Source organism: Flavobacterium sp. KACC 22758, from assembly GCF_028736135.1.
GTDB classification, from domain to species: Bacteria; Bacteroidota; Bacteroidia; order Flavobacteriales; family Flavobacteriaceae; genus Flavobacterium; species Flavobacterium johnsoniae.
In genome coordinates, this window is sequence record NZ_CP117878.1 from 373,077 (window position 1) to 388,864 (window position 15,788).

Annotated in this window: 12 protein-coding genes and 2 tRNA genes; 9 read left to right on the forward strand and 5 right to left on the reverse strand. The window is 33.4% G+C overall.

From position 1 onward, the window contains the following. The first annotated feature begins 96 nt into the window (after nucleotides 1-96). On the forward strand, nucleotides 97-828 hold the full coding sequence (locus tag PQ462_RS01685; RefSeq protein WP_149205680.1) for a PmeII family type II restriction endonuclease: 732 nt from the start codon (nucleotides 97-99) through the stop codon (nucleotides 826-828). On the opposite strand, the gene dcm is transcribed toward PQ462_RS01685, so the two are convergent. The 3 genes from dcm to PQ462_RS01700 form a co-directional block, all read right to left on the reverse strand. Continuing rightward, nucleotides 801-2,048: a DNA (cytosine-5-)-methyltransferase gene (dcm, locus tag PQ462_RS01690; protein ID WP_274253742.1), complete on the reverse strand. Its 1,248-nt coding sequence runs from the start codon at nucleotides 2,046-2,048 to the stop codon at nucleotides 801-803. The genes PQ462_RS01685 and dcm overlap by 28 nt on opposite strands. A 106-nt stretch (nucleotides 2,049-2,154) precedes the next feature. Continuing rightward, nucleotides 2,155-2,649 (reverse strand): very short patch repair endonuclease, encoded by a 495-nt coding sequence (locus tag PQ462_RS01695; protein WP_274252141.1) that lies wholly within the window; start codon nucleotides 2,647-2,649, stop codon nucleotides 2,155-2,157. Further along, nucleotides 2,628-5,090: an AsmA family protein gene (locus tag PQ462_RS01700; RefSeq protein ID WP_274252142.1), complete on the reverse strand. Its 2,463-nt coding sequence runs from the start codon at nucleotides 5,088-5,090 to the stop codon at nucleotides 2,628-2,630. Before PQ462_RS01700 ends, PQ462_RS01695 begins: the two co-directional genes overlap by 22 nt. 243 nt (nucleotides 5,091-5,333) lie before the next feature. Between PQ462_RS01700 and trxA the strand changes: the two genes are divergently transcribed. After that, nucleotides 5,334-5,651 (forward strand): thioredoxin, encoded by a 318-nt coding sequence (gene trxA, locus PQ462_RS01705; protein WP_012023423.1) that lies wholly within the window; start codon nucleotides 5,334-5,336, stop codon nucleotides 5,649-5,651. A 189-nt stretch (nucleotides 5,652-5,840) separates the two neighbouring features. Here the strand turns inward: trxA and PQ462_RS01710 are convergent, their stop codons facing one another. Then, nucleotides 5,841-7,931: an ATP-binding protein gene (locus PQ462_RS01710; protein ID WP_274252143.1), complete on the reverse strand. Its 2,091-nt coding sequence runs from the start codon at nucleotides 7,929-7,931 to the stop codon at nucleotides 5,841-5,843. After that, on the reverse strand, nucleotides 7,932-8,636 hold the full coding sequence (locus tag PQ462_RS01715; protein ID WP_274252144.1) for a LytR/AlgR family response regulator transcription factor: 705 nt from the start codon (nucleotides 8,634-8,636) through the stop codon (nucleotides 7,932-7,934). A 202-nt stretch (nucleotides 8,637-8,838) separates the two neighbouring features. Here PQ462_RS01715 and PQ462_RS01720 point away from each other — a divergent pair, with 202 nt between their 5' ends. The 7 genes from PQ462_RS01720 to PQ462_RS01750 all read left to right on the forward strand — a co-directional run bounded on the left by PQ462_RS01720 (nucleotide 8,839) and on the right by PQ462_RS01750 (nucleotide 15,456). Then, the gene (locus tag PQ462_RS01720) at nucleotides 8,839-9,402 is read left to right on the forward strand and encodes a collagen-like triple helix repeat-containing protein (RefSeq protein ID WP_012023426.1); all 564 of its coding nucleotides are present in this window, start codon (nucleotides 8,839-8,841) and stop codon (nucleotides 9,400-9,402) included. Nucleotides 9,403-9,467: 65 nt separating this feature from the next. Further along, a complete protein-coding gene (locus tag PQ462_RS01725) occupies nucleotides 9,468-10,052 on the forward strand; it encodes a DUF4082 domain-containing protein (protein WP_012023427.1) in 585 nt (194 codons plus the stop codon). A gap of 134 nt (nucleotides 10,053-10,186) precedes the next feature. Next, a complete protein-coding gene (locus PQ462_RS01730) occupies nucleotides 10,187-12,775 on the forward strand; it encodes a M1 family aminopeptidase (RefSeq protein WP_274252145.1) in 2,589 nt (862 codons plus the stop codon). Further along, nucleotides 12,772-13,698, forward strand: coding sequence for a DUF58 domain-containing protein (locus PQ462_RS01735; RefSeq protein ID WP_274252146.1), 927 nt, complete (start codon nucleotides 12,772-12,774; stop codon nucleotides 13,696-13,698). The genes PQ462_RS01730 and PQ462_RS01735 overlap by 4 nt, the downstream gene beginning before the upstream one ends. A gap of 86 nt (nucleotides 13,699-13,784) precedes the next feature. Then, nucleotides 13,785-13,858, forward strand: a tRNA-Asp gene (locus PQ462_RS01740). A 437-nt stretch (nucleotides 13,859-14,295) separates the two neighbouring features. After that, nucleotides 14,296-14,369: transfer RNA gene (locus PQ462_RS01745), tRNA-Asp, on the forward strand. A gap of 265 nt (nucleotides 14,370-14,634) precedes the next feature. Further along, nucleotides 14,635-15,456 (forward strand): AraC family transcriptional regulator, encoded by an 822-nt coding sequence (locus tag PQ462_RS01750; RefSeq protein ID WP_274252147.1) that lies wholly within the window; start codon nucleotides 14,635-14,637, stop codon nucleotides 15,454-15,456. The last annotated feature ends 332 nt before the right edge of the window (nucleotides 15,457-15,788 follow it).

A 15,788-nucleotide genomic window follows, 5' to 3' on the forward strand; every position in this document is an offset into this window, starting at 1 on the left:
GCCACTAGTGAAGTGGCTTTTTTGTTTTAAGAATATAACTTTCGAGGGATATAGATTAAAATGTTATTTTAGCAATCTAAAAAAGAAACTAAAGAAATGGAACAAATAACGAAAGAAGAAAAAATTAAGGAAGTTGTAGAATATTTTAAAATATATATATTTGATAACCATATCACGGCTTCAATTAATACTCATTCTAAACTTAAAAACTACAATATAAATCCAATCGTTGTAAAATATTTATCTAAAGTCTTAGAAAATGATTATACTCCAATTGGAGTTGCAAAAGCATTATATTATCCAAGAGTTCTAGGAACTTCAATAAATACCTCATTTGGAACAAGAATACAAAATATGTTTGTAGACTTAAAAATTGCTGAAGGCTCCTTAATAAAAGGAATGGATATTGAATTTATAGATAAAATTGATAATCGTAAAAAATGGTGTCAGTTAAAATCTGGGCCTAATACTATTAATTCTGAAGATGTTAAGCCTTTAGTTAATAAATTTACAGATACAATTAATCTTGCCCGTACTAATAAAGCATTTAAAAACATTAACAATAATGATTTTATAGTTGGTGTTCTTTATGGAGAACAATCCGACTTGAGTATGCATTATAAAGTTATCGACAAAACCCATCCCGTAATAATAGGTAAAGAATTTTGGCACAGAGTTACAGGTTTTTCAGATTTCTATGAGGGATTGGTAGAAAATCTTCAAATGTTAATTGAGAATATTGATACTCAAGATTTAATAAATAAAGGTGTTGAAGAATTAGCTAAAGAAATAGAAATTTCTCAACTTTTTGAATTTAGAGAATCATAATATAGGTTTAAAAACTTAACAATTGAATATCCAACTTCTTTACCTAAATTAACAGGAACTGCATTTCCAATTTGTTTGTATTGTTGAGCGAGAGATCCAGCAAATTTCCAATCATCTGGAAACGTTTGTATCCTAGCATATTCACGTACTGTAAATGGTCTTGTTTCTTCTGGGTGACATCTTTCGGTTTGTTTTTGTGCAGGACTACAAGTTAAAGTTAAACAAGGTTCATCCCAGCCAATTCTTCTTGCAATTCCTGTTTTTCCCCCACCGAGATAAAAGCTTCCCCCCATAAATTCTTTTTGAATCTCTACAGGCAAATCTCTCCAATATCCTTTTTGTGGAACTAATTTTAAAACATCAGCTTTGCTTTTAGGATATTTAGAACCTCCTGAATGTGGAACGTCAGAATCAAATAAGTCACCTTTTTTTAAAGCATCTTTTAAATTGTAAATCTTTTTATATGGTTTTGGGTATTCATATTTCAAATCAATATCTTTTCTAATACCAACTAAAATTAATCTTTCTCTTTTTTGGGGAACGTTAAAATTAATTGCTTTCAAGACTTGAATTGGTACGACATTGTAGCCAATTTCATCTAAAATTGAAATCATACCTTGAATTGTTTTGCCGTTGTCATGGTTTAATAAGCCACGAACATTTTCTCCAATACAAATTGGAGGATTTACTTCTTTTACAGCTCTAGCAAATTCATAAAATAATGTTCCTCGAGCATCAGCTAAACCAAGTTTTTTTCCTGCATAACTAAATGCCTGACATGGAAAACCACCAGTAACAACATCTACTTTATTATGATATTCAGAAAAATTGAATTGTTTTATATCTCCTTCTAACACGTTCCAATTTGGCCTGTTAGTTCTTAATGTTTCACATGCCCATTTATCGATTTCATTAAGAGCAACGCATTTTAATCCAGCTTTTTCCATTCCTATTGCTAGTCCACCTGCTCCGGCAAAAAGCTCTAAAACGGTATAAGTATGTTCTGGTTCTACATAATTGGAAACCGTTTCTTGTATTTCATCATCAATAAAACTTGAAAAGAGACTATTAATTTCTGATTTTTTGTACATTCTATAATTACTCATAGGTTCGCGTACAGCATTCAATTTACCTTCATTATCCCAACGTCTTAAAGTTTCTTTACTTTTTCCTAATAGTTCTGATGCTTCAGACAATGAAATATAATCACTCATAACCAAGTTGTTTAACATTATACAATGGTTACAAAAATAAATGAAAAAAACTCATAATTAAGCGTATTTTTTGTTCTAAATTGGAACAAAAAGTATTTCATTTTTTAATTCGCTAAAGATCATTTAAATACGAGAAAACTAACTCCACACATTTTTTAGTTTCTTTCTTTATCTCATGTTCCCAAAATCGAAAAACTTTATAACCTAGTTGTTCTAGTCGAATATTGTTTTCAATATCACGTTGTATATTTCGCTCTATTTTGGGTACCCAAAATTCTCGATTAGTTTTTATTTTTGCTTTCTTTTCATCCCAATTATACCCATGCCAAAACTCACCGTCAATGAAAATCACTAATTTATTTTTTTGGTTAACAATGTCTGGATTTCCGGGTAGTTTTTTATTGTGTTTTCTATACCTTAATCCAGCTTTCCATAATTCTTTTCTAAAGAGAATTTCCGGTTTTGTATCTTTTGATTTAATTTTTGACATAAGATGGCTTCGTTGAGGAGTTGTATAAAAACCATTTTTCTCTTCAAAGCGTAAAACCTTTATTTTATTTTCTGGATATTCCATTCTTTTTAAAATTACTTCTCCTTCTTTCCCCACTTAATTTTCATTTTCCCTTCATCATCAACAGCAAGTAAATGCAGTACAATACCACGTTCACGAACCGCGTCACGTTCGGCTTTGCTGGCTAGTTTGGCGTCGTTTTTAGAATTTCGAAGTGGGATTGTGAGAGCGAGATTGGTGCCTCGGCCAAAAGAGTAAATTCCGTCAACATCAATATTTAGAACGCTGGAACTTATGGTTAAATTATTTACGTCTATTTGCTCACCGCGCATATTTAAATGACCAGACAAATCACTGAAAGTAATATTATTGACATCACGAAACGGAAAAGCAAATTTGCCCACTTTTACAATTGGTTCAAAGTTGAGCAATGCACCTTGATTAACTTTAAAATCGAGCTTTCCGTGCATGGAGTTGGTAATTAATTCGCCTTGACTATTTATGAAACCACTTACGTTTGCAGTGCTGGTTAATTTTCCTTTTATGTTATTTGGATTAAAAGAAGTGATTCCGAAGTTGTTGAATGATCTTAAAAAACTCGCAATATCAACTCGGTTTACCTGCGCGTTTGAACTAAAAGCGTAGTTTTTTCCACTTGGTAAAACTTCGCTGTTAAAAGTAATATTTCCGCCAGAAGTTTGGAGGGAACCATTTTTTATAACCAATTTAGAATTCAGCATTGAGATTGTTGCTTTGGTATTGGTTGCGGTAAGTTTATTATAATTGATTTTATCTGCTTTAATGTCGATTACCACAACACAATTTTCGATTACGTTTCGCAAATGGTTAGAAATCGTAGTTCTTTTATTGTTTTTAATTGCTGCTTTCTTTTTTTGTGAAGAAGCCAAAACGCCCAGAAATTGTTTAAGATCGATATTCGGGCAATAAATATTCCAGTTTACGACCATTTTTTCGGGTGCGTCGTAATAGAGGTTTAAGAAATTATCGATTTTTCCGTCTATAAAAATGGTGTTCTTTTTATGTTTGTAGGCAATTTGTTTAATGATTAAAGCTTTCTCTGTAAAATTGAGGTGAATATTGGTTTTTACAGCCTGAATATTTTTTGGGATATAATGAAACGAAGCGTCATCAATATCAATATTTCCTATAAATCTTGGTTTAGTAATGTACAAATCGACAATGTCAAACTGAAATTTCAAATTGGCCTTGGCGTGGCCATCTTCAAAATGAATCCACTTTTCGTTGCTTACCTGATTGAGCCTTTCGATATCAAAATCAGAACTTACGTTTCCGGTTGCGATTGGTTTTTCGAGATTGCTTATTACAACTTGCGGAATGGTAAGCGGAATGTTTTCATATTCTCCCGAAAATCGGGTTAAAATTACAGCCGAATTTGGATCGTTAAATCCGTCTTTTGGTTTGAAATTATTGGTAAAAATTCCTCTGAAATTGCATTTGTCAATTTGCCCGTCGGGAATCGTAAGTTCGTTGTTTTTGGCTACGGCCTGAACCACAATTTTAGGATCGTCATGAACGTTTAAATCGCCTTTTAGATCGCAGTTTACATCGATTGGTTTCTTCAAATCAAACCGATTCAATTTTGAGCTGATATTTCCAGACAATAAATTAGAAGCGTTACTCCATAAAATACGCGTATTAATATTGATTCCGAAAAGGGAATTGGTTTTGCCAATATTAAAATATGCCGCAATATCAAAAGAGTCAGAACCAATTTTTAGGTTTTTGGTCGAAACATCAATTTTTTGTTTGTCGGCATGGTACGTAACAGAAAGCGTTCCTTTGAGTTCTTTTTCTTTGGCAAAACTTCCGTGAACGGTATTAAAAGCCAGACTTTTAATTTGGGTATCGAGAAACAAATCAGTATTCCAGTTGTCTCCATCGTAATCTACTTTTGATTTTAAACTGTGAACATCAAAATCAAATAATTTATTTCCCAATTGATTATCTATAATAACATGAACATCGCTCAGGTCGATTTCGTCAATTGTAGTTTCGGGTTTTGATTTGCTTTCGAGTGTTTTTTTCTTTTTTGGTTTAAAAATATCCGAGTTTGTGTAGCCGTCTTTGGTTTTGTAAATGTAAATATCGGCATCGTTAATCAGGATTTTATGAATGTTGACTTCTTTTTGTAATAAACTCCAAACATTTAAACGCGCTTCGATTTCCTGTGCTTTCAGTAAAGTATGATGATGTGTATTCCATTTGTTGTCTTTGAGTTCGACATCTTTTAAAGCCAATGTGAAATTTGGGAAACCAGTTAAAAACTTGTACTGAAAATCGCCAATATGAAACTTTCCGTTTATGTTTTCGTTGATTTTGGTGTTGATCTTAGCGATAATTTCGGTTTTATTTTGATTGAAGTAAATCGATAATCCTCCGCAAGCTAATAAAAGCAGTCCAATAAGTACCAAAATAAAAATACCAAAACGTTTGGCGTATTTTTTAAAATGAACCGATTGGAAATAGTTTTTTATTTTAAGTAAAGTTTCCTTCATTGTTGTGGATTTTCGGGATCATTAAAGATAAGAATAAAAAACGAATATGTTTACCTGTAGGTTATGGCTTGTAAATAAAGCACATGGAAATGTTATAACTATTGACGATGCATTTATAACCAAAACTAATTTGTGAATGGTGTATGATTTGTTTTTAATTTTTAACTTTGTACCTCAGTTCTGAAAGTTTTTAAAAAGTCTCCCCGAGATAAGAGCTGAAGATAACTTTAAAGAAAAATAATTATGGCATTAGCAATAACAGATGCTACTTTTGACGAAGTAGTTTTAAAATCAGATAAACCAGTAATGGTGGATTTTTGGGCAGCATGGTGCGGTCCTTGTAGAATGGTTGGTCCAATCATTGACCAATTAAGCGATGAATATGCAGGAAAAGTTGTGGTTGGTAAAGTTGATGTAGATGCTAACCAGGAATTTGCTGCTAAATATGGTGTGCGTAACATACCAACCGTTTTGGTGTTTCATAACGGTGAAGTAGTAGGAAAACAAGTTGGAGTTGCTCCAAAACAAACCTACGCTGACAGCTTAGACGCTTTGTTGTAATCGTAAGATTATGATTTATATAAAAAAGGCCTGATATATTCAGGCCTTTTTTATTGGAGGATATATTTTAAACACATAGAGACATAGCTTTTTGTAAACTCAATAAATAAAAGGCATTTCATTTTATTTAACAAACATAGCTATGTGTTTTAAAAAACAAGTGAAACGCCTTTTATGCACAATGAAAAACTATGTTTCTATGTGTTTAAAAACAATAGTAAAAGTTGTGCCTAAATCTGGTTTTGAAGAGACTTCGATTTTACAATTGATTGCTGTTGCGAGATCACGTATAAGATGTAATCCTAATCCGGTTTTAATTCCGATAACCTCTGAATCGTCGTAAAGAGCCTTGAATTTTTCCTGATTTCCGCCCGAACCGTTATCGGTTATAGAAAGCAATGTTTGGTTGTCTGCCTGCTGGGCTTTCCAGATTATTTTTGGATTTTCTCTTTTTTCGAGTGCTTTTATGGCATTTCCCGTTAAGTTTCTGATGATGGTTTTTAGATAATTTTCATCTGTATGTAGAAGAAGATTTTCGGGGTTCTCAAATGAAATTGAGATGTTCTCATTACTCGAAAAATGTTTCTGCGTATCTGAAAATATAGATTCTACAGGAATTTCTTTAAAACGAGGTTTGAAGTTTTCCATCTGTCCCTTGCTCCAAAGCAGAATGTCTTCCATTGAGGATAATAAATTCTCTGCTCCCGAAATAATTTTAGTCTGCATTCTCGCCGCGGTTTCTTCATCTAACAATTCAGGATTTTCTTTTTGCAGATGTAAAAAGTGAATCAGATTTGAAATAGGACTTCTTAAATCATGATTTAAAATACTGAAGAACCTTGCTTTGATTTTATTGGCTTCGTCCAGTTCCTGATTTAAAACCTGTAATTTCTGATTGGTTTTTTTTCTGTTTTGATTTTGCCTGAACAGCAATAATCCGATAATACCAACCAGTGCAAGTCCTGAAATTAAATAAATACGCTGCTTTTTAGCCTCTGCAATCTGAATATTTTTGATTGTGTTTTCGCTCGCAAGATTCTTGATTTTCTGTTGTTTCGTTTTATTTTGATAACGGGCTTCGGCATTCGCAATATTTTGTTTCGCCGATTCGTTCAGTATTTCGTCGTTGTATTTGCTGTAAATTTCGTTATAATGAAATGCTTCTTTCCAAAGACCAAGTGCGGCATAACTTTGAGATAGCTGTTTGTTAATGTTTACAAACGATTCTTTATCATAATTGAGTGCATTTACAGATGCTTTTTTAAGTGTTTCAATAGCATTTTTATACTCTCCTTTTTCATATAAAACCCTTCCCATTATTGCGTTGGCTTCCATTAAAATTTCTTCATCTGTTGATTTTTGTCCAAATGAAACCGCTTTTTTAGCATAATCATAAGCTGTATTTATCTGACCTTGACCTGCATAAAATTTAGACATACTTTGATTGGCAAAACTCAAATTAAGAAACAAAGAATCTTTGGCAGTGGGGTAGGAATAAACTAAGGCGTAATACTTTTTTATGCTGTCTGGTTTTTTCTGCGCTGCAAAACACTGCATATAATAGTTACATGAAAATGCGCTTACATAAGGAGATGTTTTTATATAAGGTCTTGCTTCATTTAAGTATTCAATTGCTTTATCAAATTGTTTCATTTTGATGTAAGCACTCGCAATCTGACAATAAGAAACACCAATATTTTCGGTATTTGCGACGCTTCTTTCAAGTTGTTTTTTATAATTGATCGCTTTTAATTGATAATTGATAAAATTTTCATATTGAGCATAATCAAGGTAATATTCACCTAAACTTCCGTTAAGAACAGCCTGAGTATAAATATTTTTTGTAGTATCAAGAACTTGTTTTATATAAACAATTAAGTCTTTTCTTTTTAAAGTATCATTCAGCGAATAATAAATATAATTAAGCCTCATTAAAGCCGAAGTTTCATTTTGCAGATGATGTGCCTTACGGGCATATTTTAAAGATTCTTCATAATTAATCAATGCTTTTTGATATTGATTATTGCTGAATTCATAAGCAGTTCCTATATAAAGATAAAACCTGCTTGTATAAACAGGATGATTTTTAGATAATATTATTCCTTTTTGAGAGGCAGCGATGAGTTTTGGATAATCTTCTAAATCTAAAAATTCTTCAGTGTATTTGAGCCAGGCTTTTAGTTTTTCGTTTCTGGTTTTAAGTCTTGCTAAATTTGGTTCCTGCTGTGCAAAAACAGAAATACTGATAAAAAACAAAAACACAAATCCGGCTTTTTTCATCTAAATCAGGTTTAGGTTTTCTTTATAGCTTCTGCCAACCGGAATTGTAATATTATTGTTTAAAATGATTTCTGTCGAATTCATTTTTTGAATAAACTGCTTTTGAACGGCATAACTTCTATGAATTCGTATAAAAGATTGAAAATGATCTTCTTTTAAAAGATTGCCAATGCTTGATAAAACACAATGTCTTTTTTTATCGGTAATAATCAAAGTATAGTCCTTTAAAGCTTCGAGATATAGGATCTCGTGAAGTTTAACTTTGGTCTGGTCGTGGCCTTCTTTTATATAAATAGTATCACCGCCAATGCTGGCTTCAAAAAGAGAAGCTTTCAGCCGAACTTCCATAAACTCTTCAATTCGGTTTACAGTTTGGGCAAAACGGTCCAGTTTTAATGGTTTTACAATAAAATCAAGCGTTTCTATCTGAAAACTTTCAACCGCATGTTCAGGATGCGCGGTAATAAAAATACAAACCGGAATTTCCATTGCTTGTTTTCTGAATTCAATACCGTTTAATTCTGGCATATCAATATCCAGAAACAAAATATCAACTTTTTGTTTTTCTATAAAAGGAAGTGCTTCTTCGGCAGAATCAAAAACACCTAAAATATCCAGAATCGGGAATTTTTTAGCAAAAGACAATACAGTCAGCCTGTCGATTTCGTCGTCATCAATAATAATACAAGTGTATTTTTTCATCATCCAAACTTAAATTATGTCGTCTGTCTATTTAAAGTGTTGTTTGTCTATTGGCTGTTTTTACCGCGGTTTTATTGACGCAAATTTGTCTTGTAATTAATTCACGAGCTGAATATAACTATCCCTGACAGCCTTCTGATTTTTACAAAAATAATGTTATTGAATTAAATATGAATCATTTGACAATTTAAAAACCAAAATTATTATGAAATTTTCAAAAACCATTCTTACAATTTTATTTGTTGCAATTTCTACAATTTCATGCAGCAGCGATGACGGAACAGACGGTGTTAATGGAGTAGATGGTGCCGTTGGACCAGCAGGTCCAGCAGGTCCAACCGGAGCAACGGGATCAGCAAATGTTATTTACAGTGCATGGATAACAGCTCCTGCGGCAGCTGCAGAAACAATTGATGGAACTTCAGGATTGTCTACAACTATTAATGCTCCGGAGCTATCAGCAGACATCGTATCTAAAGGAACGGTATTGGTCTATATGTCTTTTGGAGGAGGTGTTTACACACTGCCTTATACATCAACAGCAGGAGGATATATTAACACAATTACTGCCATTGCAAGCGTGCAAAAAATTAAACTTTTTAGATTTAAACATGCCGCAGACGGCACTACGGTAAATCTTCCAACAACACTTAGCTGGCGCTATATTTTAATTCCCGGTGGAGTTGCCGCAACAGCAAAAGCGGCAAAATTAGATTATTCTAAAATGAGCTACGAAGAAGTTTGCGCACGTTTAAACATTCAGCCATAATTTCTAAAAAGCAAATAATAACCCATTTATCCAACTAATAAGAACTAATCAAAAAATAAATTATTATGAAAACTTTAAAAATACTTTTTACCATATTATCTGCGGCGATTTTTACTGTTTCGTGCAGCAGTGACGACGATAAAGACAATACACCAAAATTTGAGACAGAAAATCCACTGGCGGTTTATTATACTCAAACAGGATTTACAACCGTAACCAATTTTGTAAACTCTGGAGATTATGAATTTGGGCTGGTTTTTACACCAACTGTAAAAGGGAATATAAAGGCAGTCACTTTAAAATTGCCTGCAGTGAATTCGGCAGTGCGTGTAACGATCTGGGACTATACAACAAAAGCAGTACTTCGTTCTGAGACTATAAATGCTGCATCTGCAGATGTTGAGGTGAAAAAAGAAATAAGCGTTTTAGCTCTTGAAAAAGACAAAAAATATTTGATAAGCATGAATTCTAATGACTGGTACAAAAAGAATAAAGCAGATCTTAGTAATGTTACTTATCCAATTGTTGCCGGACACATTACATTTAACGAATACAGATGGATAAGCGGAACTTCACAAACTTTCCCAACCAATGTTTCAGCTAATTACAATGCAGGAGATTTAAGTTTTGATTTTCAACAAACTGAATAATTTTATTTTTGGATAGCTTTGAATTAGTAAGTTTGGAAAAAGGTTTGGCAGTCGTCAAGCCTTTTTTTATTGTGTATGACTTTTTTTAAACGCTTGATTTTTGCTATTTTTAACCCATCTTATATCCCTTAAAAATGAAAATTCTATACACCTTTCTTTGTTTTGTTATGTTGATTCCGAGTTGTTTTTCGCAGTCTAAAGAAAAAGAAAGTGTGATTTTAGAGGAAGGCGTTTCAGAACAATTAGCACATTTTCGTAAAAAGCAGGTTTCTGATGTTCGATATAATATGTATTTCGAGATTCCCTATAAAAAGGCGGAAGATATTAATACCAGGCTAAATCTTAATTTAACGATATCAGATTTAAGTCAGCCGTTATATTTAGATTTTAAGGAGAAAACTTCAAACATAAAATCTATTAAAGTAAACTCAAAAACGGTAGTAATTGTTCATGAAAAAGGACACATTATTATTTCTCCCGAAGCATTAATTTTAGGGAAAAACAAGGTTGAGATTTCTTTCATTGCAGGGAATTTATCGTTGAATAGAAATGATGATTTTCTTTATACTTTATTAGTTCCGGACCGGGCAAGCACCTTATTTCCATGTTTAGATCAGCCGGATATTAAGGCGGTTTACACTCTGGCTTTACAAGTGCCAAAAGACTGGAAGGTTTTAGCTGCTGCTCCAATTACAGGAGTGCACGAAATGGTAATTGATGGTGTTGATTTTATGGTTTGGGGATTTGGTCAATCAGATAAAATGAGTACCTATTTGTTTTCTTTTGTAGCAGGAGAGTTCAAAAGTGTAAAAAAGGAAACTGGTAAGTTAGAAATGACGATGTTGTATCGTGAAAATAATCCCGAAAAAATACAAGTAAGCACTGATACGATTTTTAAGCTGCATCAGCAATCCTTAGATTTTTTGAAAGAATATACCAATTATAAATTTCCGTTTCAGAAGTTAGATTTTGCATCAATTCCCGTTTTTCAATATGGCGGAATGGAACATGTTGGCGCGATTCAATACAGAGAATCGACTTTATTTTTGGATAACAGCGCAACCGACAGCGAAAAATTAAACCGTGCAAAACTCATAGCACATGAAACTTCACATATGTGGTTTGGCGATTTGGTAACGATGAAATGGTTTGACGATGTCTGGATGAAAGAGGTTTTTGCCAATTTCATGGCCGATAAAATCATGAACCCAATTTTTCCGAAAGTCAATCATAATCTGCAGTTCTTTACCGCGCATTATCCTAGCGCTTACGCAGAAGATCGATCTTTGGGAACGCATCCAATTAAACAACATTTGGCTAATTTAAAAGATGCTGGGTCGCTTTACGGCGCTATTATTTACAACAAAGCACCAATTATGATGCGTCAGCTTGAAGCTTCTATGGGAAAAGATGCTTTTCAAAAGGGAATTCAAAAATACATTCAAAAATACGCCAACGACAATGCTGATTGGAATAATCTCGTAGAAATTCTAGATGACGAAACACCGCTTGATATGAAAAAATGGAGCGAGGTTTGGGTAAACAAATCAGGACGAGCCATTTTTACAGATAAGATTGAATACGATTCTAAAAAACGAATCAGGAAATTTGAAATTCAACAGCAGGCAGAAGATAAATCGAATAACGTTTGGCCGCAGGTTTTTCAGATAGGTTTAGTGTATGCTAATGATATAAAGGTTATAAAGGTTAATATTAATGATAAAAGCCTAACTTTAAAAGAAGCAATTGGACTTGAAAAACCAGAGTCGATTGTTTACAATTATAATGGTTTTGGATATGGTGTTTTTCCGCTTGACGGGAATAACTTAAATTATATCGCTGATTTAAAAGATGAGGTTGCTCGAGCATCAAGTTACAGCAATCTTTATGAAAACACATTAATTGGAAATGTGCCGGCAGATAAAGCTTATGATTGTTTTTTAAAGGGAGTTCAAGAAGAAGAAAACGAATTGGTTTTAAGAATTGCTTCTAATAGTCTGAACACAATTTATTGGAGATTTTTTGCCATAAAGCAGCAAAATAAAGTTCAGAAACAGCTTGAAGATATTTTATATCAGCGTTTACAAGGCAATTTATCGGCAAATATTAAAAAGACTTTATTTGGATTGTTTAGTTCGATTGCATATTCAGATTCGGCGAAAGCCAAATTATATCAAATATGGAACAAAGAAATCGTAATTCCGGGTTTAAAATTAAATGAAGATGATTTTACTAATATGGCGATGAATCTGGCTATTTTCAAACATCCAAAAGCCGATGAAATTTTGGAGAAAACCAGAACAACAATTACAAATCCTGACAAACAAAAGCGTTTTGAGTTTTTATTACCTTCATTATCAAAAGACGAATCGGTTCGAAATGCCTTTATGGAATCTTTAAAAGATGATAAAAACCGAGAGAAAGAATCTTGGGTTGATGTTGGTCTAGCCAATATTCATCATCCGCTTCGTCAGGAAAGTGCGCAGAAATATATTAGATTTTCATTAGATTTGGTTGATGAAATTCAGCGAACGGGAGATATTTTCTTTCCAAAAGACTGGCTGGATAATACGGTTGGAAGATATTCGTCTAAATTTGCTTTTGATGAAGTACAGCGATTCTTAAAAGAAAACCCTAATTTTAGTCCAATCTTGAAACGCAAATTGTTTCAGGCAACAGATTTGCTTTATAAAGCACAAAATATTAAAAAAGAAACCGAATGAAAATCGAATCGGAAATAGAAAAAGTCTCCAGTTTTAAGCATCTCGAAATGCTGGCGAATCAGGTTGTGGAAGGTTTTATATCGGGAATGCATAAGAGTCCGTTTCATGGATTTTCGGCCGAATTTGCCGAACATAAAGTCTATAACGCTGGAGAAAGCACCAAACATATCGACTGGAAATTGTTTGCCAAAACCGATCGTTTGTATACGAAACGTTTTGAGGAAGAAACCAATTTGCGCTGTCATCTAATCGTTGATAATTCGTCATCGATGCATTATCCTGAACTCAAATCAAATCAGCCTTTTTATGAAAAGAAGATTGGTTTTGCGGTTTTGGCTTCGGCGGTTTTAATGAATATTTTAAAGAAACAGCGTGATGCTGTAGGTTTAAGCGTTTTCTCGGATAAATATGAATATTACGCTCCAGAAAAAGGAAGCGATCGCCATCATAGAATGTTATTGAACAAACTGGAAGAATTATTGGTGCAGCCAAAAGTCAAAAAAACGACCGATACGATTACGTACTTGCATCAAATAGCAGAGAAAATGCATCGCCGTTCGATGATTATTTTGTTTACTGATATGTTTCAGACAGAAGATGATGAAAAGCTTTTTAGTGCTTTACAACATCTTAAACACAATAAACACAAAGTAGTTTTATTTCACGTAGTAGATAATGAAACTGAATTGAAATTTGATTTTGACAATGCACCAAGAAAGTTTATCGACTTAGAATCAGGAGAAGAGGTTTCGATTTTTGCCGATAATGTTAAATCAGAATATGAAAAAAGGGCAGCAGAGTATTTTAAAAACCTGGCTTTAACGTGTGCAAAGAACCAAATTAAGTACGTTCCGGTAAATGTTGGCGATAATTTTGAAAAAATATTGACTACATATTTAGTTGAAAAACAAAACTTTGGATAAATATTTAAAAATTTATTTCATTTTTTTTACAAAAACGCTTGCAGAAACGAAATTCTGTTATATCTTTGCAACCGCAATAACGCAGAGGTTTGGTAGTTCAGTTGGTTAGAATACATGCCTGTCACGCATGGGGTCGCGGGTTCGAGTCCCGTCCAGACCGCAATATTGGGAGAAGCCTTTCTTAACAGAAAGGCTTTTTTGCCCAAAAACGGTATCTAAGATTAGTTGTGTTGTTTTGCTGCGACTTTGTAACTCGCAGCTGGTTTAGTAGTTAGACCAATGAAAAGCTTTCCACTTTTGTGGATGGCTTTTTTGATTTAAGACACTTTTGGTTTTTTGGTTTTACCGCAAAAAGCACTATCCTGATAGCTATCGGGAATGCAAAGTCCGCAAAGTTTTTTTAAGCTTTGCGGACTTTGCGTTTTTAACTTTATGTATCTTTCCGTTAAGAAAAAGAAAGAAAGTTCTTCTTTTTTGGTTTTATTGTCAATTTTTAAAATATTGGAATTTAGCCGATTAAAAATTTCTCAAATTTTATTCGTAAAAACGCTTGCAGAAACGAAATTCTGTTGTATTTTTGCACTCGCAATAACGCAGGGTTTGGTAGTTCAGTTGGTTAGAATACATGCCTGTCACGCATGGGGTCGCGGGTTCGAGTCCCGTCCAGACCGCCTAAGTTGTTAAAAGCCTTTCTTAACGGAAAGGCTTTTTTTTTTTGGCTTAACCGCAAAGGTCGCAAGGGTTCTTTCTTAAGATCATGTTTATAAACGCAAAGTTCGCAAAGCTTTGTGGAAACAGCTTTGCGAACTTTTATAAATCTTGCTTTAAAAAAAAACTTGCGACCTTTGCGTAGACCTTAGCGCTCTTTGCGGTTAAATCTACAATCCAATTTTCTTCTTATCTTTAATATCACAAAAAGTGCTATATTAAACACCAATGGAACATTCCGGTCAAAAACTCGATAAATACTACATTAAGAAAGTAGATGCCGATAAAAAAAGCATATACTGTCACCACGATTTAATGGGGGAATTATTTATTCCGCCACACAGGCATGTTAAAGCGCAATTGCTTTATGCAGAAGGTGATGTTGTTTTTGTGACTACAGAAACCAAAACTTATTTTTTGCCAGCTAGACATTTTATCTGGATTCCGAGTGGAGTGGAGCATAGCATCGAACCGAAATCGGAAAGTGTGACAATGCGAAATCTGTATTTTCCGGTAGAAAAAGACGAAGATGACTTTTATAAAGTAGAAGGAATTTATCCCGTTAATAATTTACTGTTACAAATGATGCTTTTTACCAATCGATGGAACGGTGATCTTAAAAAAGGAACTCCGAACTTTGCCATTGCTAAAGCGATAAAAGCGATTCTTCCGCAAATATGCACCAATAATCTTCCTTTAGAATTACCACAGCCAAAAGACAAACGACTTGGAAAGATCCTTCGTTATATTGAAAATAACCTGGGAGAAACGATTCTTTTTGCCGATGTAGCTCACGAATTTGGTTTTAGCGAACGCTCTTTGTATCGCTTGTTTCAAAAAGATCTAGGCATGTCTTTTATTCAATATTATACCATTAGAAGAATTCTAAAGGCAATCGAACTTTTATTAGAAAGAAAACTTTCGGTAAAAGAGGTAGCCGAAGAAGTTGGTTACAATAGTGTTCCGACTTTCAGCAATACTTTCTTCAAGATTTTGGGGCAAAGACCTTCCGATTACTTAAACGGTGAGGAGATTTTAGAAATTAAATAAAATTTTGTTGCACGCAGATTTATACAGATTTGGGCAGATTCAACAGATATTTTTAACACATAGAAACATAGTTTTTATTGTGTTGAAAGGCGTTTCACTTAGCATTAATACACATAGCTATGTGTGAATGATGTATCACTTATTTTTAATTTTTATTGATTAGTTAAAGCCTATGTTTCTATGTGTTAAATAATTATTTCGGGGAAAAAAGTAAAATCTGCGCGCATCTGCTAAAATCTATTAAAATCTGCGTGAAATATCACAATCAAAATCTATTTCGTAATAAATTGTTTTTCAATGTTTTAATATAACGTTTTCGAAAAATAGAATTT

Coding starts and splice junctions, on each gene's coding strand:
- PQ462_RS01730 (WP_274252145.1), top strand. CDS start 10,187: ATGAAAATTCTATACACCTTTCTTTGTTTTGTTATGTTGATTCCGAGT.
- PQ462_RS01715 (WP_274252144.1), bottom strand. CDS start 8,636: ATGATGAAAAAATACACTTGTATTATTATTGATGACGACGAAATCGAC.
- PQ462_RS01710 (WP_274252143.1), bottom strand. CDS start 7,931: ATGAAAAAAGCCGGATTTGTGTTTTTGTTTTTTATCAGTATTTCTGTT.
- PQ462_RS01735 (WP_274252146.1), top strand. CDS start 12,772: ATGAAAATCGAATCGGAAATAGAAAAAGTCTCCAGTTTTAAGCATCTC.
- PQ462_RS01725 (WP_012023427.1), top strand. CDS start 9,468: ATGAAAACTTTAAAAATACTTTTTACCATATTATCTGCGGCGATTTTT.
- trxA (WP_012023423.1), top strand. CDS start 5,334: ATGGCATTAGCAATAACAGATGCTACTTTTGACGAAGTAGTTTTAAAA.
- PQ462_RS01720 (WP_012023426.1), top strand. CDS start 8,839: ATGAAATTTTCAAAAACCATTCTTACAATTTTATTTGTTGCAATTTCT.
- PQ462_RS01750 (WP_274252147.1), top strand. CDS start 14,635: ATGGAACATTCCGGTCAAAAACTCGATAAATACTACATTAAGAAAGTA.
- PQ462_RS01700 (WP_274252142.1), bottom strand. CDS start 5,090: ATGAAGGAAACTTTACTTAAAATAAAAAACTATTTCCAATCGGTTCAT.
- PQ462_RS01685 (WP_149205680.1), top strand. CDS start 97: ATGGAACAAATAACGAAAGAAGAAAAAATTAAGGAAGTTGTAGAATAT.